The 14,300-nt window shown below is 71.8% G+C and carries 14 protein-coding genes; 4 read left to right on the forward strand and 10 right to left on the reverse strand.

The genetic code is table 11. From position 1 onward, the window contains the following. Together ACH4TP_RS00405 and ACH4TP_RS00410 are read left to right on the forward strand one after the other, a co-directional pair. Positions 1–828 carry a Scr1 family TA system antitoxin-like transcriptional regulator gene (locus ACH4TP_RS00405; RefSeq protein WP_398435017.1) on the forward strand — a complete coding sequence of 276 codons (828 nt, stop codon included), beginning with the start codon at positions 1–3 and terminating at the stop codon, positions 826–828. Then, positions 825–1,070, forward strand: coding sequence for a DUF397 domain-containing protein (locus ACH4TP_RS00410; protein ID WP_398435019.1), 246 nt, complete (start codon positions 825–827; stop codon positions 1,068–1,070). Before ACH4TP_RS00405 ends, ACH4TP_RS00410 begins: the two co-directional genes overlap by 4 nt. On the opposite strand, the gene ACH4TP_RS00415 is transcribed toward ACH4TP_RS00410, so the two are convergent. Continuing rightward, positions 1,067–2,065 (reverse strand): ArsR/SmtB family transcription factor, encoded by a 999-nt coding sequence (locus ACH4TP_RS00415; RefSeq protein ID WP_389232032.1) that lies wholly within the window; start codon positions 2,063–2,065, stop codon positions 1,067–1,069. The two genes, ACH4TP_RS00410 and ACH4TP_RS00415, sit on opposite strands and share 4 nt — an antisense overlap. Positions 2,066–2,196: 131 nt before the next feature. Between ACH4TP_RS00415 and ACH4TP_RS00420 the strand changes: the two genes are divergently transcribed. Both ACH4TP_RS00420 and ACH4TP_RS00425 read left to right on the forward strand, forming a co-directional pair. Beyond that, positions 2,197–3,093 carry a hypothetical protein gene (locus ACH4TP_RS00420; protein ID WP_389232029.1) on the forward strand — a complete coding sequence of 299 codons (897 nt, stop codon included), beginning with the start codon at positions 2,197–2,199 and terminating at the stop codon, positions 3,091–3,093. Positions 3,094–3,179: 86 nt separating this feature from the next. Beyond that, a complete protein-coding gene (locus ACH4TP_RS00425) occupies positions 3,180–3,614 on the forward strand; it encodes a hypothetical protein (protein WP_398435020.1) in 435 nt (144 codons plus the stop codon). Between the two features lie 72 nt (positions 3,615–3,686). On the opposite strand, the gene gatB is transcribed toward ACH4TP_RS00425, so the two are convergent. The 9 genes from gatB to ACH4TP_RS00470 form a co-directional block, all read right to left on the reverse strand. Continuing rightward, on the reverse strand, positions 3,687–5,198 hold the full coding sequence (gene gatB / locus ACH4TP_RS00430; RefSeq protein ID WP_389232023.1) for an Asp-tRNA(Asn)/Glu-tRNA(Gln) amidotransferase subunit GatB: 1,512 nt from the start codon (positions 5,196–5,198) through the stop codon (positions 3,687–3,689). A gap of 15 nt (positions 5,199–5,213) precedes the next feature. Next, entirely contained in the window at positions 5,214–5,462 is a 249-nt protein-coding gene (locus ACH4TP_RS00435; protein ID WP_078908511.1) for a hypothetical protein, read from the reverse strand. Beyond that, a complete protein-coding gene (gene gatA / locus ACH4TP_RS00440; RefSeq protein WP_389232020.1) occupies positions 5,459–6,958 on the reverse strand; it encodes an Asp-tRNA(Asn)/Glu-tRNA(Gln) amidotransferase subunit GatA in 1,500 nt (499 codons plus the stop codon). The genes ACH4TP_RS00435 and gatA overlap by 4 nt, the downstream gene beginning before the upstream one ends. A gap of 6 nt (positions 6,959–6,964) precedes the next feature. Further along, positions 6,965–7,261, reverse strand: coding sequence for an Asp-tRNA(Asn)/Glu-tRNA(Gln) amidotransferase subunit GatC (gene gatC, locus ACH4TP_RS00445; protein ID WP_318102946.1), 297 nt, complete (start codon positions 7,259–7,261; stop codon positions 6,965–6,967). Between the two features lie 104 nt (positions 7,262–7,365). Beyond that, a complete protein-coding gene (locus ACH4TP_RS00450) occupies positions 7,366–9,480 on the reverse strand; it encodes a putative bifunctional diguanylate cyclase/phosphodiesterase (RefSeq protein WP_389232018.1) in 2,115 nt (704 codons plus the stop codon). A gap of 319 nt (positions 9,481–9,799) precedes the next feature. Further along, the gene (gene ligA, locus ACH4TP_RS00455) at positions 9,800–11,980 is read right to left on the reverse strand and encodes an NAD-dependent DNA ligase LigA (RefSeq protein ID WP_398435023.1); all 2,181 of its coding nucleotides are present in this window, start codon (positions 11,978–11,980) and stop codon (positions 9,800–9,802) included. A gap of 14 nt (positions 11,981–11,994) precedes the next feature. After that, complete coding sequence (locus ACH4TP_RS00460; protein ID WP_389232544.1) at positions 11,995–12,984, reverse strand: methionine synthase; 990 nt, start codon at positions 12,982–12,984, stop codon at positions 11,995–11,997. Between the two features lie 11 nt (positions 12,985–12,995). Beyond that, positions 12,996–13,694, reverse strand: a complete 699-nt coding sequence (locus tag ACH4TP_RS00465) for an SDR family oxidoreductase (RefSeq protein ID WP_398189436.1) — start codon at positions 13,692–13,694, stop codon at positions 12,996–12,998. Positions 13,695–13,701: 7 nt separating this feature from the next. Continuing rightward, positions 13,702–14,241, reverse strand: coding sequence for a TIGR00730 family Rossman fold protein (locus tag ACH4TP_RS00470; protein ID WP_398435024.1), 540 nt, complete (start codon positions 14,239–14,241; stop codon positions 13,702–13,704). Positions 14,242–14,300: the final 59 nt, after the last annotated feature.

Genomic DNA, 14,300 nt, shown 5'->3' on the forward strand with positions numbered 1-14,300 from the left:
ATGCAACGTCGCACGAACTCCAGGAAGAAGGTCCCTTCGTGGGAAGTGGTCGGCGCCCTCCTGGCGCTCTACCGGAAACAAGCGGGGCTGACCCAGCCCCAGTTGGCCTCACAGGCGTGCGTGGCCCTGGAGACGCTGGGCTCCATCGAGCAGGGACGGAGGGCGCTGCGGCTCGGGCTCGCGGGTGAGCTGGACGGCATCCTGAACACGGGCGGGGCGCTGGCGGTGGCGGTCGGGAAGGCGCCGAAGAAGGAGCGGTACCCGGCGTTCGTGCAGGAGTTCATCGACCTGGAGGCGCAGGCGCTGAGCATCTGCTCGTACGAGAACGCGGTGGTCCCGGGACTGCTCCAGACCCCCGAGTACGCCCGCGCGGTCTTCGACTGCCTCTATCCGCCGATCACTCCGCAGGAAGTGGAGGACCGGATGCTCGACCGGCTCGACCGCCAGCGGATCTTCGAGCAGAAGCCGTGGCCGCCGATGATGTCCTTCCTCCTGGACGAATCCATCCTGGAGAAGGCCATCGGAGGCCGGGAGGTGCTGCGCGGGCAGATCCTCCATCTGCGCGAGATGGCCGAACTCCCCTTCCTCAGCCTCCAGATCATCCCGAAGTCGCGGACCACGCATGCGGCACTCGACGGGCCCATGGTGCTCCTGGAAACACCCGACCACGAGCACGTCGCCTACATCGAAGGGCAGCGGGTGAGCTTCCTCATCGACGACCCCGACGAGGTCGGCATCCTCCAGGGCAAGTATGGAATGCTGCGCTCACAGGCCCTGACACCCGAGGACACCATGGGCCTGCTGGAACATCTGGCAGGAGTGACATGAGCTCAGCAGCACTTTCGTGGTTCAAGTCCAGCTACAGCGGCAGCGAGGGTGGGAACTGCCTCGAAGTCGCCTACGACTGGCGCAAGTCCAGCTACAGCGGCGACGAGGGTGGCAACTGCGTCGAGGTGGCCGCCCACCCCGCCGCCGTGCACGTCCGGGACTCCAAGCTCGGCGAGAGCAGCCCCGTCTTCAGCGTCTCCCCGGCCGTGTGGGGCTCCTTCGTCGGCGGGGCGGCCTCCTAGGCGGTCAGAGGGACGTTGCGACCCTCCAGCAAGGCGCGGCCCAGCTCGGTGACCGTGTGGAGGGTCGCGTTGCGGTGGCGGTGGCTGGAGACCAGCGCCGCTTCCCGCAGGGCCGTGAGGTGGCGGCTGGCGTTGGGCGCGGTGGTGCCCGCGCGGCGGGCCAGCTCGCCGGTCGCCGCGTCGCCGTCCGCGAGGGCGGCCAGCAGGGCGGCCCGTGTCGGGCCGATCAGCGCCGCGAGCGCCCGTCCGTCCGCCGGGCCCGCCTCGGGGGTGGCCCAGTGGGTCTCGTGCTCGATCGGGTGGACGAGGACCGGGGGCAGGGCCGGGTCGGCGAACGTCGTCGGGGCGTGGCGGCAGAAGAACGACGGCTGGAGCAGCAGGCCGCGGCCGCCCAGGTGGAGGTCCTGCTCGACGGGGAAGGCGATCCGGAGCACCGGGTACTCCCAGCGCGCCGACGGATGGAGCGTACGGAGGACCGCGTCCCAGCCTCCCTCCGCGAGCGCCGTCATGCGGCGCGCCCGGTCGCGGCTCACCTGCGCCCGGATCCGCTCCCAGAACGGGTCGAGCACGGTGCCGACGTACGCGTGCGCCGCGTCGGCCAGCCTGCCCACCGCCCCGGACTCCCTGGCCGCCAGCTGCCGGCGGCAGATCGTCGGCAGGCGCCGCCCGGGGTTCTGGATGCCGAACTCCGTCAGATCGTTCACCACCTGGCGTAACGGCGTGGCGCGCAGCGCCTCCAGACGGTCGGCGAAGCCCCCGCCGACCGCCGGGGTCAGGAAGTCCGGCGAGTACCCGACGGGCGGCGTGAGCACCGTCAGCATCCGCGTCGTCGCGGGCACCCGGGACAGCGACTCGCGCACCCACGGGCCCAGGAGCACGCCCGAATCCCGTCTTCGCAGCCGGTGCAGGCTCAGCAGCATCTCCCACATCGGATCGGGTCCCGTGGCGATCCTGATCCGCCCGAGGTCCTCGCCCGTGAAGTGAACGCGCAGCATCTCCACCCCTTCCGACCAGGGCAATTGCGTTCCAGCGCACGCAAGTTCACGGAACTCCCCCGGTGATCGCAGACTCTGATCCGTTCGGTTTTCGGATCGGCTCACTCACCAACAGAACGGGGGAACGCAAAATGCCCGAGACCCTGGCGAAGCTCGTCCGCGCCATCGCCGCGGGAGCGGTTCTCGCCGGATGCGCCGCATGTTCGAGTACGGGAACGGCTTCGACGACGGGCCCGACACCGGCGACGGCCCCGGCCCCCGCCGAGCTGACCGCGCTGCACCGGCTGCCGCCCGTGACCGGCCTGCTCTTCACCCCGCAGCTGCGGGCGGCCGAGGCACAGCAGAAGATCACCATCGCCTGCATGGCCGAGCGGGGCTACCGGTACGCCCCCGTCCCCCCGCCCAAGGCCCCGGGCGCCGAGGAGCGCCCGCAGCCCTTCGGCTTCGAGTCCACGGCTCCCCGGCCCGCGACCGCCCCTTCGGCGTCCCCCGAGGCGCCGCCGAAGCCCGGCAGCCCCGAGACCACCGCCGCGTACGCACGGGCCCTCTTCGGCGACGAGGCCAAGCGGGTCACCGCCAAGGGCGCGCGGCTGGGCGTCTCGCGGCCGGGCAACGGCTGCATGGCCGAGGCGGAGACGCGGCTGCTCGGCGACGGCCGGATGCGCTGGCTCCAGGTGCGGATCCTGCTCTTCGAGGGGCAGGAGCAGGCGCGCGAGGACGTGGAGAAGGACCCGGCGTTCCGCACGGCGACCGCGCGCTGGCGGGAGTGCATGGACCGGGCCAAGGTCAAGGCCGAGGATCCCGTACGGGTCCAGGCGTCCCTGCGCTCGGAGGCGGAGCGGCGGACCAGCCCCGTCGCCGCGGCGGACGTGCGCTGCAAGGCGGAGACCGGGTACCTGACCACGGCGTACCGCCGGCTGGCCGCCGTCCAGCAGCGCTGGCTGGACGAACACCCGGACGTCGGCCGGGACTTCGAGAAGCTCTCGGCCCGCCAGGACAAGGCGGCAGGCGAGGCGCTGGGCGGCTGAGCCCTCCCGCCACCACCACAGTCTTCCGCCCCTGAGCCCAGGAGCGGATGTTCCCCGGCAATCCCCGGAACGAAAGAGAGATTGACATGTCCATGCTCAAGAAGTTCGCCACCGTGGCCGCCACCGCCGCGCTCCTCGTGGGCGGCGGCATCGCGACCGCCTCGACCGCCTCGGCCGGCCCCAGCTGCCCCGCGGGCTACCACTGCCTCTTCGAGGGCAGCATCGGGTCCTCCGTGCACAACTTCTTCAACAGCGACCCGAACTTCACCGACGACGTGTTCTCCAGCGGGCACGGCGTGAACGACAACTCGTGGTCGGCCAGCAACTCCAGCACCGGCGGCTACGAGAGCCACTACTACAAGGACGCCAACTACTCGAACTTCGACTTCTGCGTGAACCCGGGCAGCTCCGTCAGCCACGACCAGCTGTCGGACGACTTCGTCGACGGCAACGGCATCGGTCAGCGCGACGAGGCCAGCTCCCTGCTGCTGCGGCCGACGACGTCGGTCTCCTGCTTCTGATCCCCGCCCACGCACGAAAGCGGCCCCGCACCGGAACTCCGGTGCGGGGCCACCCCCTTGAGCCGTACGGGATCAGCCTTCGCTGACGCCCAGCTTCTCCAGGATCAGGTCCTTGACCTTCGCCGCGTCGGCCTGGCCGCGGGTGGCCTTCATGACCGCGCCGACCAGGGCGCCGACCGCGGCGACCTTGCCGCCGCGGATCTTGTCGGCGATGGCCGCGTTGCCCGCGATGGCCTCGTCGACCGCCGTGCCGAGCGCGCCGTCGTCGGAGACGACCTTGAGGCCGCGCTTCTCGACGACCTCGTCCGGGGTGCCCTCGCCGGCGAGGACGCCCTCGATGACCTGGCGGGCCAGCTTGTCGTTGAGGTCACCGGCCGCGACGAGGGCCGAGACCCGGGCGACGTCCGCCGGGGTGATGGGCAGCTCCTCCAGGGAGACGCCCTTCTCGTTGGCGTTGCGGGCGAGCTCGCCCATCCACCACTTGCGGGCCGACGCCGCGTCGGCGCCCGCCTCGGTGGTGGCGACGATCGCGTCGACCGCGCCCGCGTTGAGGATGGACTGCATCTCGTGCTCGGAGACGCCCCACTCCTCGCGGAGGCGGTTGCGGCGCACGCGCGGCAGCTCGGGCAGACCGGCGCGCAGCTCCTCGACCCACTCGCGGGCCGGGGCGACGGGGACGAGGTCGGGCTCCGGGAAGTACCGGTAGTCCTCGGCGTTGTCCTTGATGCGGCCGGAGGTGGTGGAGCCGTCGTCCTCGTGGAAGTGACGGGTCTCCTGCACGATCGTCCCGCCGGAGGCGAGGACGGCCGCGTGGCGCTGGATCTCGAAGCGCGCCGCCCGCTCCACCGAACGGAGCGAGTTGACGTTCTTCGTCTCCGAGCGGGTGCCGAAGGTCTTGGTGCCGTGCGGGCGCAGCGACAGGTTCACGTCGCAGCGCATCTGGCCCTTGTCCATCCGGGCCTCGGAGACGCCGAGCGCGAGGATGAGCGCGCGCAGCTCGGCGACGTACGCCTTGGCGACCTCGGGGGCCCGCTCGCCCGCGCCCTCGATCGGCTTGGTGACGATCTCGATGAGCGGGATGCCGGCGCGGTTGTAGTCGAGCAGCGAGTGCGAGGCGCCGTGGATGCGGCCGGTCGCGCCACCGATGTGGGTGGACTTGCCGGTGTCCTCCTCCATGTGGGCGCGCTCGATCTCCACGCGGAAGACCTCGCCGTCCTCCAGCTGGACGTCCAGGTAGCCGTTGAAGGCGATCGGCTCGTCGTACTGGGAGGTCTGGAAGTTCTTCGGCATGTCCGGATAGAAGTAGTTCTTCCGGGCGAAGCGGCACCACTCGGCGATCTCGCAGTTCAGCGCGAGGCCGATCTTGATGGCGGACTCGACGCCGATCGCGTTGACCACCGGCAGGGAGCCGGGCAGGCCGAGGCAGGTCGGGCAGGTCTGCGAGTTCGGCTCCGCGCCCAGCTCGGTGGAGCAGCCGCAGAACATCTTCGTCTTGGTGCCGAGCTCGACATGGACCTCCAGGCCCATGACGGGGTCGTACTCGGCGAGCGCCGCTTCGTACGACAGCAGTTCAGTGACAGTCACGGTGGAACTTCCCTCTCAGCCCAGCAGGACGTCGTCGTCGCCGAGCCGCTTCAGCTCGCGGTACAGGATGGCGAGGCCGGTGACGATGGCGGCGGCGGACACGACCGCGTCGACGAGCTTGAGCGTGTCGTGCTCGGCGCGGGCCTTCTTGATCTGCTTCGTCACGGCGATGGCACCGAAGGCGGTGGTGCCCATCGACAGGTACGTACCGGTCTTGGACTTCTTGAAGCCCTTGGCCTTCTGCAGTGCACTGGTGGAACTCACAGCGACGGAGCCTCCTCGAGCAGCGGGTGGCCCCACTTTTCCACGAAGGCGGCCTCGACGGCGGCGCCGACCTTGTACAGCCGGTCGTCCTTCATGGCGGGGGCGATGATCTGCAGACCGACCGGGAGGCCGTCCTCGGGCGCGAGGCCGCAGGGCAGCGACATGGCGGCGTTGCCGGCCAGGTTGGTCGGGATGGTGCACAGGTCCGCGAGGTACATCGCCATCGGGTCGTCGGCGCGCTCGCCGATCGGGAAGGCGGTGGTCGGGGTCGTCGGGGAGACGATCACGTCGACCTGCTCGAAGGCCTGCTCGAACTCGCGGGTGATGAGGGTGCGGACCTTCTGCGCCGAGCCGTAGTACGCGTCGTAGTAGCCGGAGCTGAGCGCGTACGTGCCGAGGATGATGCGGCGCTTGACCTCGTCGCCGAAGCCGGCCTCGCGGGTGAGGGCGGTGACGTCCTCGGCCGAGCGGGTGCCGTCGTCGCCGACGCGCAGGCCGTAGCGCATGGCGTCGAAGCGGGCCAGGTTGGAGGAGCACTCCGACGGCGCGATCAGGTAGTACGCGGAGAGCGCGAGGTCGAAGGTCGGGCAGTCCAGCTCGACGATCTCGGCGCCCAGCGACTTCAGCAGCTCGACGGACTCGTCGAAGCGCTGCACGACGCCGGCCTGGTAGCCCTCGCCGCGGAACTGCTTGACGACGCCGACGCGCATCCCGGCCACCGAGCCGTTGCGCGCGGCCTCGACGACCGGCGGGACCGGGGCGTCGATGGAGGTGGAGTCGAGCGGGTCGTGCCCGGCGATCGCCTCGTGGAGGAGGGCCGCGTCCAGGACCGTACGGGCGCAGGGGCCGCCCTGGTCGAGGGAGGAGGAGAAGGCCACCATGCCGTAGCGGGAGACGCCGCCGTAGGTCGGCTTGACGCCGACGGTGCCGGTGACGGCCGCGGGCTGGCGGATGGAGCCGCCGGTGTCCGTGCCGATGGCGAGCGGGGCCTCGTACGCCGCGAGGGCGGCCGAGGAGCCGCCGCCGGAGCCGCCGGGGATCCGGGTGAGGTCCCAGGGGTTGCCGGTCGGGCCGTAGGCGCTGTTCTCCGTGGAGGAGCCCATCGCGAACTCGTCCATGTTGGTCTTGCCGAGGATGACGACGTCGGCGGCCTTGAGGTTCTTGACCAGGGTCGCGTCGTACGGCGGCATCCAGCCCTCGAGCATCTTCGAGCCCACGGTGGTCGGCATGCCGACGGTGGTGAAGATGTCCTTGAGCGCGAGCGGCACACCGGCGAGCGGGCCGAGCTTCTCGCCCCGGGCGCGCTTCTCGTCGACGGCACGGGCCTGGGCGAGGGCGCCCTCGCGGTCGACGTGCAGGAAGGCGTGGACCTTCTCGTCGACGGCCTCGATGCGGGCGAGGTGGGCCTCGGTGACCTCGACGGCGGTCAGCTCGCCGGCGGCGATCTTCCCGGCGATCTCGGCCGCGGTGAGCTTGATGATGGTGTTGTCCGTCATGACTTCTTAGTCCTCCCCCAGGATCTGCGGCACCTTGAAACGCTGCTGCTCCTGGGCCGGGGCGCCGGAGAGCGCCTGCTCGGGGGTGAGCGACGGACGGACCTCGTCCGCGCGCATGACATTGGTCAGCGGCAGCGGGTGGGAGGTCGGCGGTACGTCTTGGTCGGCGACCTCGGCGACGCGGGCGACCGCGCCGATGATGTCGTCCAGCTGACCGGCGAAGTGATCGAGTTCTTCGCCCTTCAGCTCCAGACGCGCCAGCCGTGCGAGGTGGGCGACCTCCTCGCGCGTGATGCCAGGCATGCGGTTCCTCACGGGGTGAGCTTGATGGTGTCGGACCATCCTATGGCGCCGGTGCCGCTGCCCGTTAAACGGTTTGCCCCGGGAGGGGGTAAGTCAGGGGTGGGTCATTGGACGACCTGGCCCGAAGGGTGGTCCAGGTCGACCTGGGCGGCGATGTCGGCGGGGCGGCGCCAGCCGTGCTCGCCGCGGGCGAGGAGCCAGGCGGTGGCCTCGCCGGGCGGCATGGCGGCGGCGACCAGCCAGCCCTGGACGGCGTCGCAGCCCAGGTCGCGCAGGCGCTCCCAGGTCTCGTCGTCCTCGACGCCCTCGGCGACGACGAGGAGGCCGAGGGAGTGGGCGAGGTCGACGGTGCAGCGGACGATCTCGGCGTCCTCGGTGTCGACGGCGAGCCGCGCCACGAACGAGCGGTCGATCTTCAGCTCGCTGACGGGCAGGCGGCGCAGGTGGACGAGGGAGGAGTAGCCGGTGCCGAAGTCGTCCAGGGACATCTTGACGCCGTGGCCGGTGAGGCCGTTCAGCGTGTCGGCGGCCCGCTGGGGGTCCTCCAGGAGCACGTGCTCCGTTATCTCCAGCTGGAGGGCGCCGGCCGGGACGCCGTGGCGGGCGAGGCGGGCGGCGACGGCTCCGGCGAAGCCGGGGGTGTGGACGTCGCGCGGCGAGACGTTGACGGCGACCGGGACGTTGAGGCCCTGGGCGCGCCAGCGGGCGACCTGGGCGAGGGCGGTCTCCAGGACGTACTCGGTGAGGTGGGGCATGAGGCCGGAGGACTCGGCGATGGCGATGAACTCGTCCGGCGGGACCTTGCCGCGCTCGGGGTGGACCCAGCGGACGAGGGCTTCGAGGCCGGCGACCTGGCCGTCGAAGCGGACCTTGGGCTGGTAGTGGAGTTCGACCTCGCCGGCGTCGAGGGCGCGGCGGAGGTCGCCGAGGAGGCCGAGCCGGTCGGGGGTGTTGGAGTCGCGCTTGGACTCGTAGACCTCGACGCCGGTGCGGTCGCGCTTGGCCTGGTACATGGCGACGTCGGCGCGGCGCAGCAGGCCCTCGGCGTCCAGGGCGTGGTCGGGGAAGACGGCGACGCCGGCGCTGGCCTCCAGGACGAGGGTGAGCCCGTCGAGGTCGAGCGGGGAGGAGAGCTCGGCGACGAGGTGGCGGGCGACCCGCTGGGCGCTGGTGGTGGAGTCGCAGGTGGGCAGCAGGACGGCGAACTCGTCGCCGCCGAGGCGGGCGGCCTCGGCGCCGCGGGGCAGGGCGAGGCGGAGCCGTTCGGCGATCTGGAGGAGCAGCCGGTCGCCCGCGAGGTGCCCGAGGGTGTCGTTGACGGAGCGGAAGCGGTCGAGGTCGATGAGGACGAGGGCGGCGCGGGCGCCTTCGCCCTCGGCCTCCTCCAGGGCGGTCCAGGCCCGCTCCAGGAGCCACTGGCGGTTGGGGAGCCCGGTGAGCGGGTCGCGGAGCTGCTCCTCGGCGCGGGCGCGGGCGATCCAGAGGGTGGAGTCGAGGGCGATGAGGGGGACGGCGAAGAGCGGCAGGAGGACCGGCCGGGTGGCGGCGACGACGCAGATGAGCGGGGCGATGCCGAGCAGGGCGACGGCGACGAGGCCCTGCCGCAGGAGGGCGGTGCGGGCGATGGTGGGCAGTCCGCGGCCCTGGGGGGCGAGCGTGTACCACAGGAGGAGGCGGGTGACCGCGAGGTAGGTACCGGCGGCGAGGACGACCTCCGGGAGGTCGCCGATGGTCCAGCCGAGGGGGTGCCAGGGCTGTTCGACGGTCGGTACGTCTCCGAAGAGGGCGAGGAGGAGGGCGGCGGCGCCGACCCCGAGGACGTCGGCGGCGCCGTGCAGCAGGCTCTGGCGCCAGCGGTGGTGGCGGGCGGCGCCGACGAGGGCGACGACGGTCAGCGAGACGAGTCCGGCGGGCACCCAGCCGTACAGCAGGAGGACGGCGAGGGTGAGGGCGGCGCCGGAGCCGGTGCCGCCCCACCAGCGGTCCCGGCCGAGGGCGACCAGGTGGCCGACGATGAGGCCGGTGAGGACGGCGAGGGACCAGCCGGCGGCGCCGCCGGGGAAGAGTCCGTGGCCGGCGCTCAGGGCTCGCTGGAGCCCGGCGGCGAGCACGACGGCGGCGATGCCCACCACGGCTGCGGGCAGCCGGGAGGGGAAGCCCAGGGGGACCACACGGCCCTGCGGCCGTGGGACCGGGGCGGCGCTCTCGGTCGGTTCCATTCCCGTCCCTCTCACAGGCGGCGGTGCCGTCGGTGTGCGATGGGCCGCGTCCTGCGCGGCCGTACCGTCGTCCGGCCCCGTCCGTCGTCCGGCGCCCGGCCGCCGGCGGGCGACCGTCCCGGAGGCACGGGTCCGTTGTCCTGACGCCATGACCGGCAGAGCCCTCGCGCGGGCGTGCAGGACTGGACGCACGGTCACCACACTAGGCCGCCGAGGGCTCCGACGGGCAGCGCTCTCCCTCTCTTGCCCGAATGCGACCAGCCCACCCGTAACGATCTGGTATGCGCCGAACGGGTGAGCTTCCGCAGGGCTCCGGGGGCTACTCGGCGACGGGCACCGCGGCCTCCCGGGCCGCCTCGGGTCCCTGTTCGAGCAGGACGGAGAAGCCCCCCTCGTCGAGAACCGGAACCTTCAGCTGCATCGCCTTGTCGTACTTCGAACCAGGGTTTTCACCCACCACGACGAAGGAGGTCTTCTTCGAAACGGAACCGGTCACCTTCGCCCCGAGCCGCTGGAGCGACTCTTTTGCGCCATCCCTGGTGAACTTCTCCAGGGTGCCGGTCACCACGACCGTCAGCCCTTCCAGCGGACGCGGCCCTTCGTCCTCTCCTGCCCCTTCGTCCTCCAGGCTCACTCCGGCCTCGCGCCACTTGCGCACGATCTCGCGGTGCCACTCCTCCGAGAACCACTGCTTCACGGCGGCCGCGATGATCCCGCCGACGCCGTCGACGGCCGCGAGCTCCTCCTCGCTCGCCTGCTCGATCCGCTCCAGGGAGCGGAACTCGCGGGCCAGCGCCTCGGCCGCGACCGGCCCGACGTGCCGGATGGAGAGCCCGTTGATGAAGCGGGCGAGCGGGCGGGTCCTGGCCGCCGCGATGTTCTCCAGCATCGCCAGCGCGTTCTTCTTCGGCTCGCCCTTCTGGTTGGCGAAGACCGTGACGATCTTCTCCTCGCCGGTCTTCGGGTCCCGCTTGGGCAGCCCGCTGTCCGGGTCGAGGACGTACGCCTTGATCGGGAGCAGCTGCTCGATGGTGAGGTCGAAGAGGTCGCCCTCGTCCACGAGCGGCGGCTCGGCGGGCTCCAGGGGGCGGGTCAGGGCCGCCGCCGCCACCGCGCCGAAGTTCTCGATGTCGAGGCACTGCCGCCCGGCCAGGAAGAAGAGCCGCTCGCGCAGCTGCGCCGGGCACGTCCGGGCGTTCGGGCAGCGGAGGTCGATGTCGCCCTCCTTCATCGCCTTCAGCGGCGTCCCGCACTCGGGGCACTCGGCGGGCATCACGAACTCCCGCTCGGTGCCGTCCCGCAGGTCGGCGACGGGCCCGAGGATCTCCGGGATCACGTCCCCGGCCTTGCGCAGCACGACGGTGTCGCCGATCAGCACGCCCTTGGCCTTCACGACCTCCTGGTTGTGGAGGGTCGCGAACTCGACCTCGGAGCCGGCCACGGTCACCGGTTCGACCTGCGCGTACGGCGTGACGCGGCCGGTGCGGCCGACGCCGACCTTGATGTCGACCAGCTTGGTGTTGACCTCCTCCGGCGCGTACTTCCAGGCGATCGCCCAGCGCGGGGCGCGCGCGGTGGAGCCGAGACGGCCCTGGAGGGGGATCTCGTCGAGCTTGACGACGACGCCGTCGATCTCGTGCTCCACGGAGTGCCGGTTCTCCCCGAAGTACGCGATGAACTCCCGCACTCCGTCGAGGGAGTCGACGACCTTGTTGTGCCGGGCGGTGGGCAGGCCCCACTCGTGCAGCAGCTCGTACGTCTCCGAGAGCCGGGAGATCTCGAAGCCCTCGCGGGCGCCGATGCCGTGCACCACCATGTGGAGCGGGCGGGAGGCGGTGACCTTCGGGTCCTTCTGCCGGAGCGAACCCGCCGCCGCGTTCCGCGGGTTGGCGAAGGGCTTGTCACCGGCCTCCACCAGACGGGCGTTGAGCCCCTCGAAGGCCTCCATCGGGAAGTAGACCTCGCCGCGGATCTCCACGAGCTCCGGGATGCGGTCGCCCTTGAGGCGCTCCGGGATGTCGGCGATCGTCCGGACGTTGGGCGTGATGTCCTCGCCGGTGCGGCCGTCGCCGCGGGTGGCGGCGCGGGTCAGCCGCCCGTGCTCGTACGTCAGGTTCACGGCGAGGCCGTCGACCTTGAGCTCGCACAGGTAGTGGAAGTCGGGCGTGCCGACGTCCCGCGCGACGCGCTCGGCCCAGGTGGCGAGCTCCTCCTCGTCGAAGGCGTTGTCCAGGGAGAGCATCCGCTCCCGGTGCTGGACGGCGGTGAAGTCGGTCTCGTACTGCCCGGCGACCTTCTGGGTCGGCGAGTCCGGCGTCCGCAGCTCCGGATACTCCTCCTCCAGCGCTTCGAGCGCGCGCAGGAGCTTGTCGAACTCGCCGTCGCTGATGACCGGCTGGTCCTTCACGTAGTACCGGAAGCGGTGCTCCTCGACCTGCTCGGCCAGCTCGGCGTGCTTCTCCCGTGCCTGGGCGGGCAGGGCCCCCTGTTCGACTGCCACCGTTTCGTCCTCCGTTACTCAGGGTTGTCCGCGAGCGACCGTGCCGCTCTGACGCAGTGGGCGAGCGCCGCCCGGGCATAGGCGGGCGAAGCACCCGCCAGACCGCACGTGGGCGTGACGACCACGGACTCCGCGAGAGCCCCCGGATTCAGCCCCAGCCTGCGCCACAGCGTCCTGACACCCATGACGCTACCGCCCGGGTCTGACAATGCCGTGTCGGTGGACGGCACCACACCGGCGAAGAGCTTCGTCCCGGCCTCCACGGCCTCGCCGATCGGCTCCTCGTCACGTTCGGTGAGAAGCGAGAAATCGAACGAGATGCCCGCCGCGCCCGCGCGCCGCAGCAGCGCGAACGGCACGTCGGGCGCGCAGGAATGGACGATCACCGGCCCGTCGTGGACGCCCATGACGTCCCGCAGGGCGCTCTCCACGACCTGCCGGTCGACGGCCCGGTGGGTGCGGTAGCCGCTGGCGGTACGGATCTGCCCGCGCAGCACGGCGATGAGCGAGGGCTCGTCGAGCTGGAGCACGATCCGCGCCCCGGGAACCCGCTTGGAGAGCTCCGCGAGGTGCTCGCGGAGCCCCTCGGCGAGGGACGCGGCCAGATCGCGGCACGCGCCCGCGTCGCCGAGGGCGGCCTCGCCGCCCCGCAGCTCCAGGGCGGCGGCGAGCGTCCACGGGCCCACCGCCTGGACCTTGAGCGGACCCTCGTACCCCTGGGTGAACTCCTCCAGGGCGTCCAGGTCCTCCCCCAGCCAGGAGCGGGCCCGCTTGGTGTCGCGGCCCGGCCGGTCGCTGATCCGCCAACCGCTCGGCTCCACGTGCGCGTACAGGTCGACGAGCATCCCGAGGGTCCGGCCGATCATGTCGGCGCCGGGGCCGCGCGCGGGCAGCTCCGCGAGGAACGGGAAGTCCTCGAAGGACCCGGTGACCGTCTTGGCGGCCTCGCGGGCGTCGCCCCCGGGCAGGGACCCGACCCCGGTGGCCGGGCCGAACAGCTTCATGTCGTCCACGCCTACCGCCCCGGACGCACGGTGAGGTCGTTGATCTCGGCGTCGCGCGGCAGGTCGATCGCGGTGACGATCGCCGTCGCGACGGACTCGGGGTCGATCCAGCGGGACGGGTCGTACTCCTTGCCCTCCTGCTGGTGGACCTTCGCCTGCATCGGGCTGGCGGTGCGGCCCGGGTAGACCGAGGTGACCCGCACGCCGTTGGCGTGCTCCTCGTGGCGCAGCGAGTCCGCGAGGGCCTTGAGCCCGTGCTTGGAGGCGGCGTACGCGCCCCACTCCGCATGCGCGTTGAGCCCGGCCCCCGAGTTCACGAACACGACGTGCCCCTGCGAGACCCGCAGCTGGGGCAGGAAGTGCCGGGTCAGCTCGGCCGGCGCCACCAGGTTGACGTTCAGCTGGTGGTGCCAGGTCTTCGGGGTCAGCTCCCCGACCGGCCCGAGGTCGACGACCCCCGCGATGTGCAGCAGACCGTCCACCCGGTCCGGAAGGCTCTGGTGCGAGAACGCCCACGACAGCCGGTCCGGGTCCGCCAGGTCCCCGACGAGCGTCCGCGCCCCCGGGAACTGCGCGGCGAGCTCCTTCGCCCGCCCCGCGTCGCGCGCGTGCAGCACGAGCTCGTCCCCGCGCGCGTGCAGGCGGCGCGCGACGGCCGCGCCGATGCCGGAACCGGCTCCGGTGATCACATGAGTAGCCATGGTCACCATGCTCGCATCAGCGGGAGGCGATCTCCGCCTCCAGGTGGGCGAGGGCCGTCGGGCCGTCCTCGGCGAAGAAGACGAGCTCGGAGAGGGGGCGGGGGAGGAAGCCCTCGGTCTCCATGCGGTGGAACTGGGCCTTGAGGCCGTCGTAGAAGCCGGCCGTGTTGAGGAGGACGACCGGCTTGGTGTGCTTGCCGTGCTTCTTCAGTTCCAGGATCTCGGTGGCCTCGTCGAGGGTGCCCGTGCCGCCGACCATGACGACGACGGCGTCGGACTTGGCGAGGAGCAGCGCCTTGCGCTCGGCCAGGTCGCCGGCGATGACCATCTGGTCGGCGTTCGGGCGGGCCTTGTGGGCGAGGAAGTCGACGGAGACGCCCACCAGCCTGCCGCCGGCCTCCTGGACGCCGTCCGCGACGACCTTCATGAGGCCGGTGTCGGAGCCGCCCCAGACGAGGGTGTGACCGGTCTTGCCGAGGCGGGTGGCGAAGTCACGGGCGGCGGACGTGTAGCGCTCGTCGAGGTCGGCGGCGGAGAGGAAGACGCAGATGTTCATGGCCCCACCGTAGGGGGTCGCGAAAGAGGTCCGGCGGGCGGCGATGAGTTTCCGTCACG

Source organism: Streptomyces sp. NPDC021012 (assembly GCF_044333355.1).
Taxonomy (GTDB): domain Bacteria; phylum Actinomycetota; class Actinomycetes; order Streptomycetales; family Streptomycetaceae; genus Streptomyces.

What these genes read in the sequence shown, in the direction of transcription:
- ACH4TP_RS00405 (WP_398435017.1), top strand. Translation starts at nt 1, where the DNA reads ATGCAACGTCGCACGAACTCCAGGAAGAAGGTCCCTTCGTGGGAAGTG.
- ACH4TP_RS00415 (WP_389232032.1), bottom strand. Translation starts at nt 2,065, where the DNA reads ATGCTGCGCGTTCACTTCACGGGCGAGGACCTCGGGCGGATCAGGATC.
- ACH4TP_RS00450 (WP_389232018.1), bottom strand. Translation starts at nt 9,480, where the DNA reads ATGGAACCGACCGAGAGCGCCGCCCCGGTCCCACGGCCGCAGGGCCGT.
- ACH4TP_RS00410 (WP_398435019.1), top strand. Translation starts at nt 825, where the DNA reads ATGAGCTCAGCAGCACTTTCGTGGTTCAAGTCCAGCTACAGCGGCAGC.
- ACH4TP_RS00420 (WP_389232029.1), top strand. Translation starts at nt 2,197, where the DNA reads ATGCCCGAGACCCTGGCGAAGCTCGTCCGCGCCATCGCCGCGGGAGCG.
- ACH4TP_RS00465 (WP_398189436.1), bottom strand. Translation starts at nt 13,694, where the DNA reads ATGGTGACCATGGCTACTCATGTGATCACCGGAGCCGGTTCCGGCATC.
- ACH4TP_RS00470 (WP_398435024.1), bottom strand. Translation starts at nt 14,241, where the DNA reads ATGAACATCTGCGTCTTCCTCTCCGCCGCCGACCTCGACGAGCGCTAC.
- ACH4TP_RS00425 (WP_398435020.1), top strand. Translation starts at nt 3,180, where the DNA reads ATGTCCATGCTCAAGAAGTTCGCCACCGTGGCCGCCACCGCCGCGCTC.
- ACH4TP_RS00460 (WP_389232544.1), bottom strand. Translation starts at nt 12,984, where the DNA reads ATGAAGCTGTTCGGCCCGGCCACCGGGGTCGGGTCCCTGCCCGGGGGC.
- gatC (WP_318102946.1), bottom strand. Translation starts at nt 7,261, where the DNA reads ATGCCTGGCATCACGCGCGAGGAGGTCGCCCACCTCGCACGGCTGGCG.
- gatA (WP_389232020.1), bottom strand. Translation starts at nt 6,958, where the DNA reads ATGACGGACAACACCATCATCAAGCTCACCGCGGCCGAGATCGCCGGG.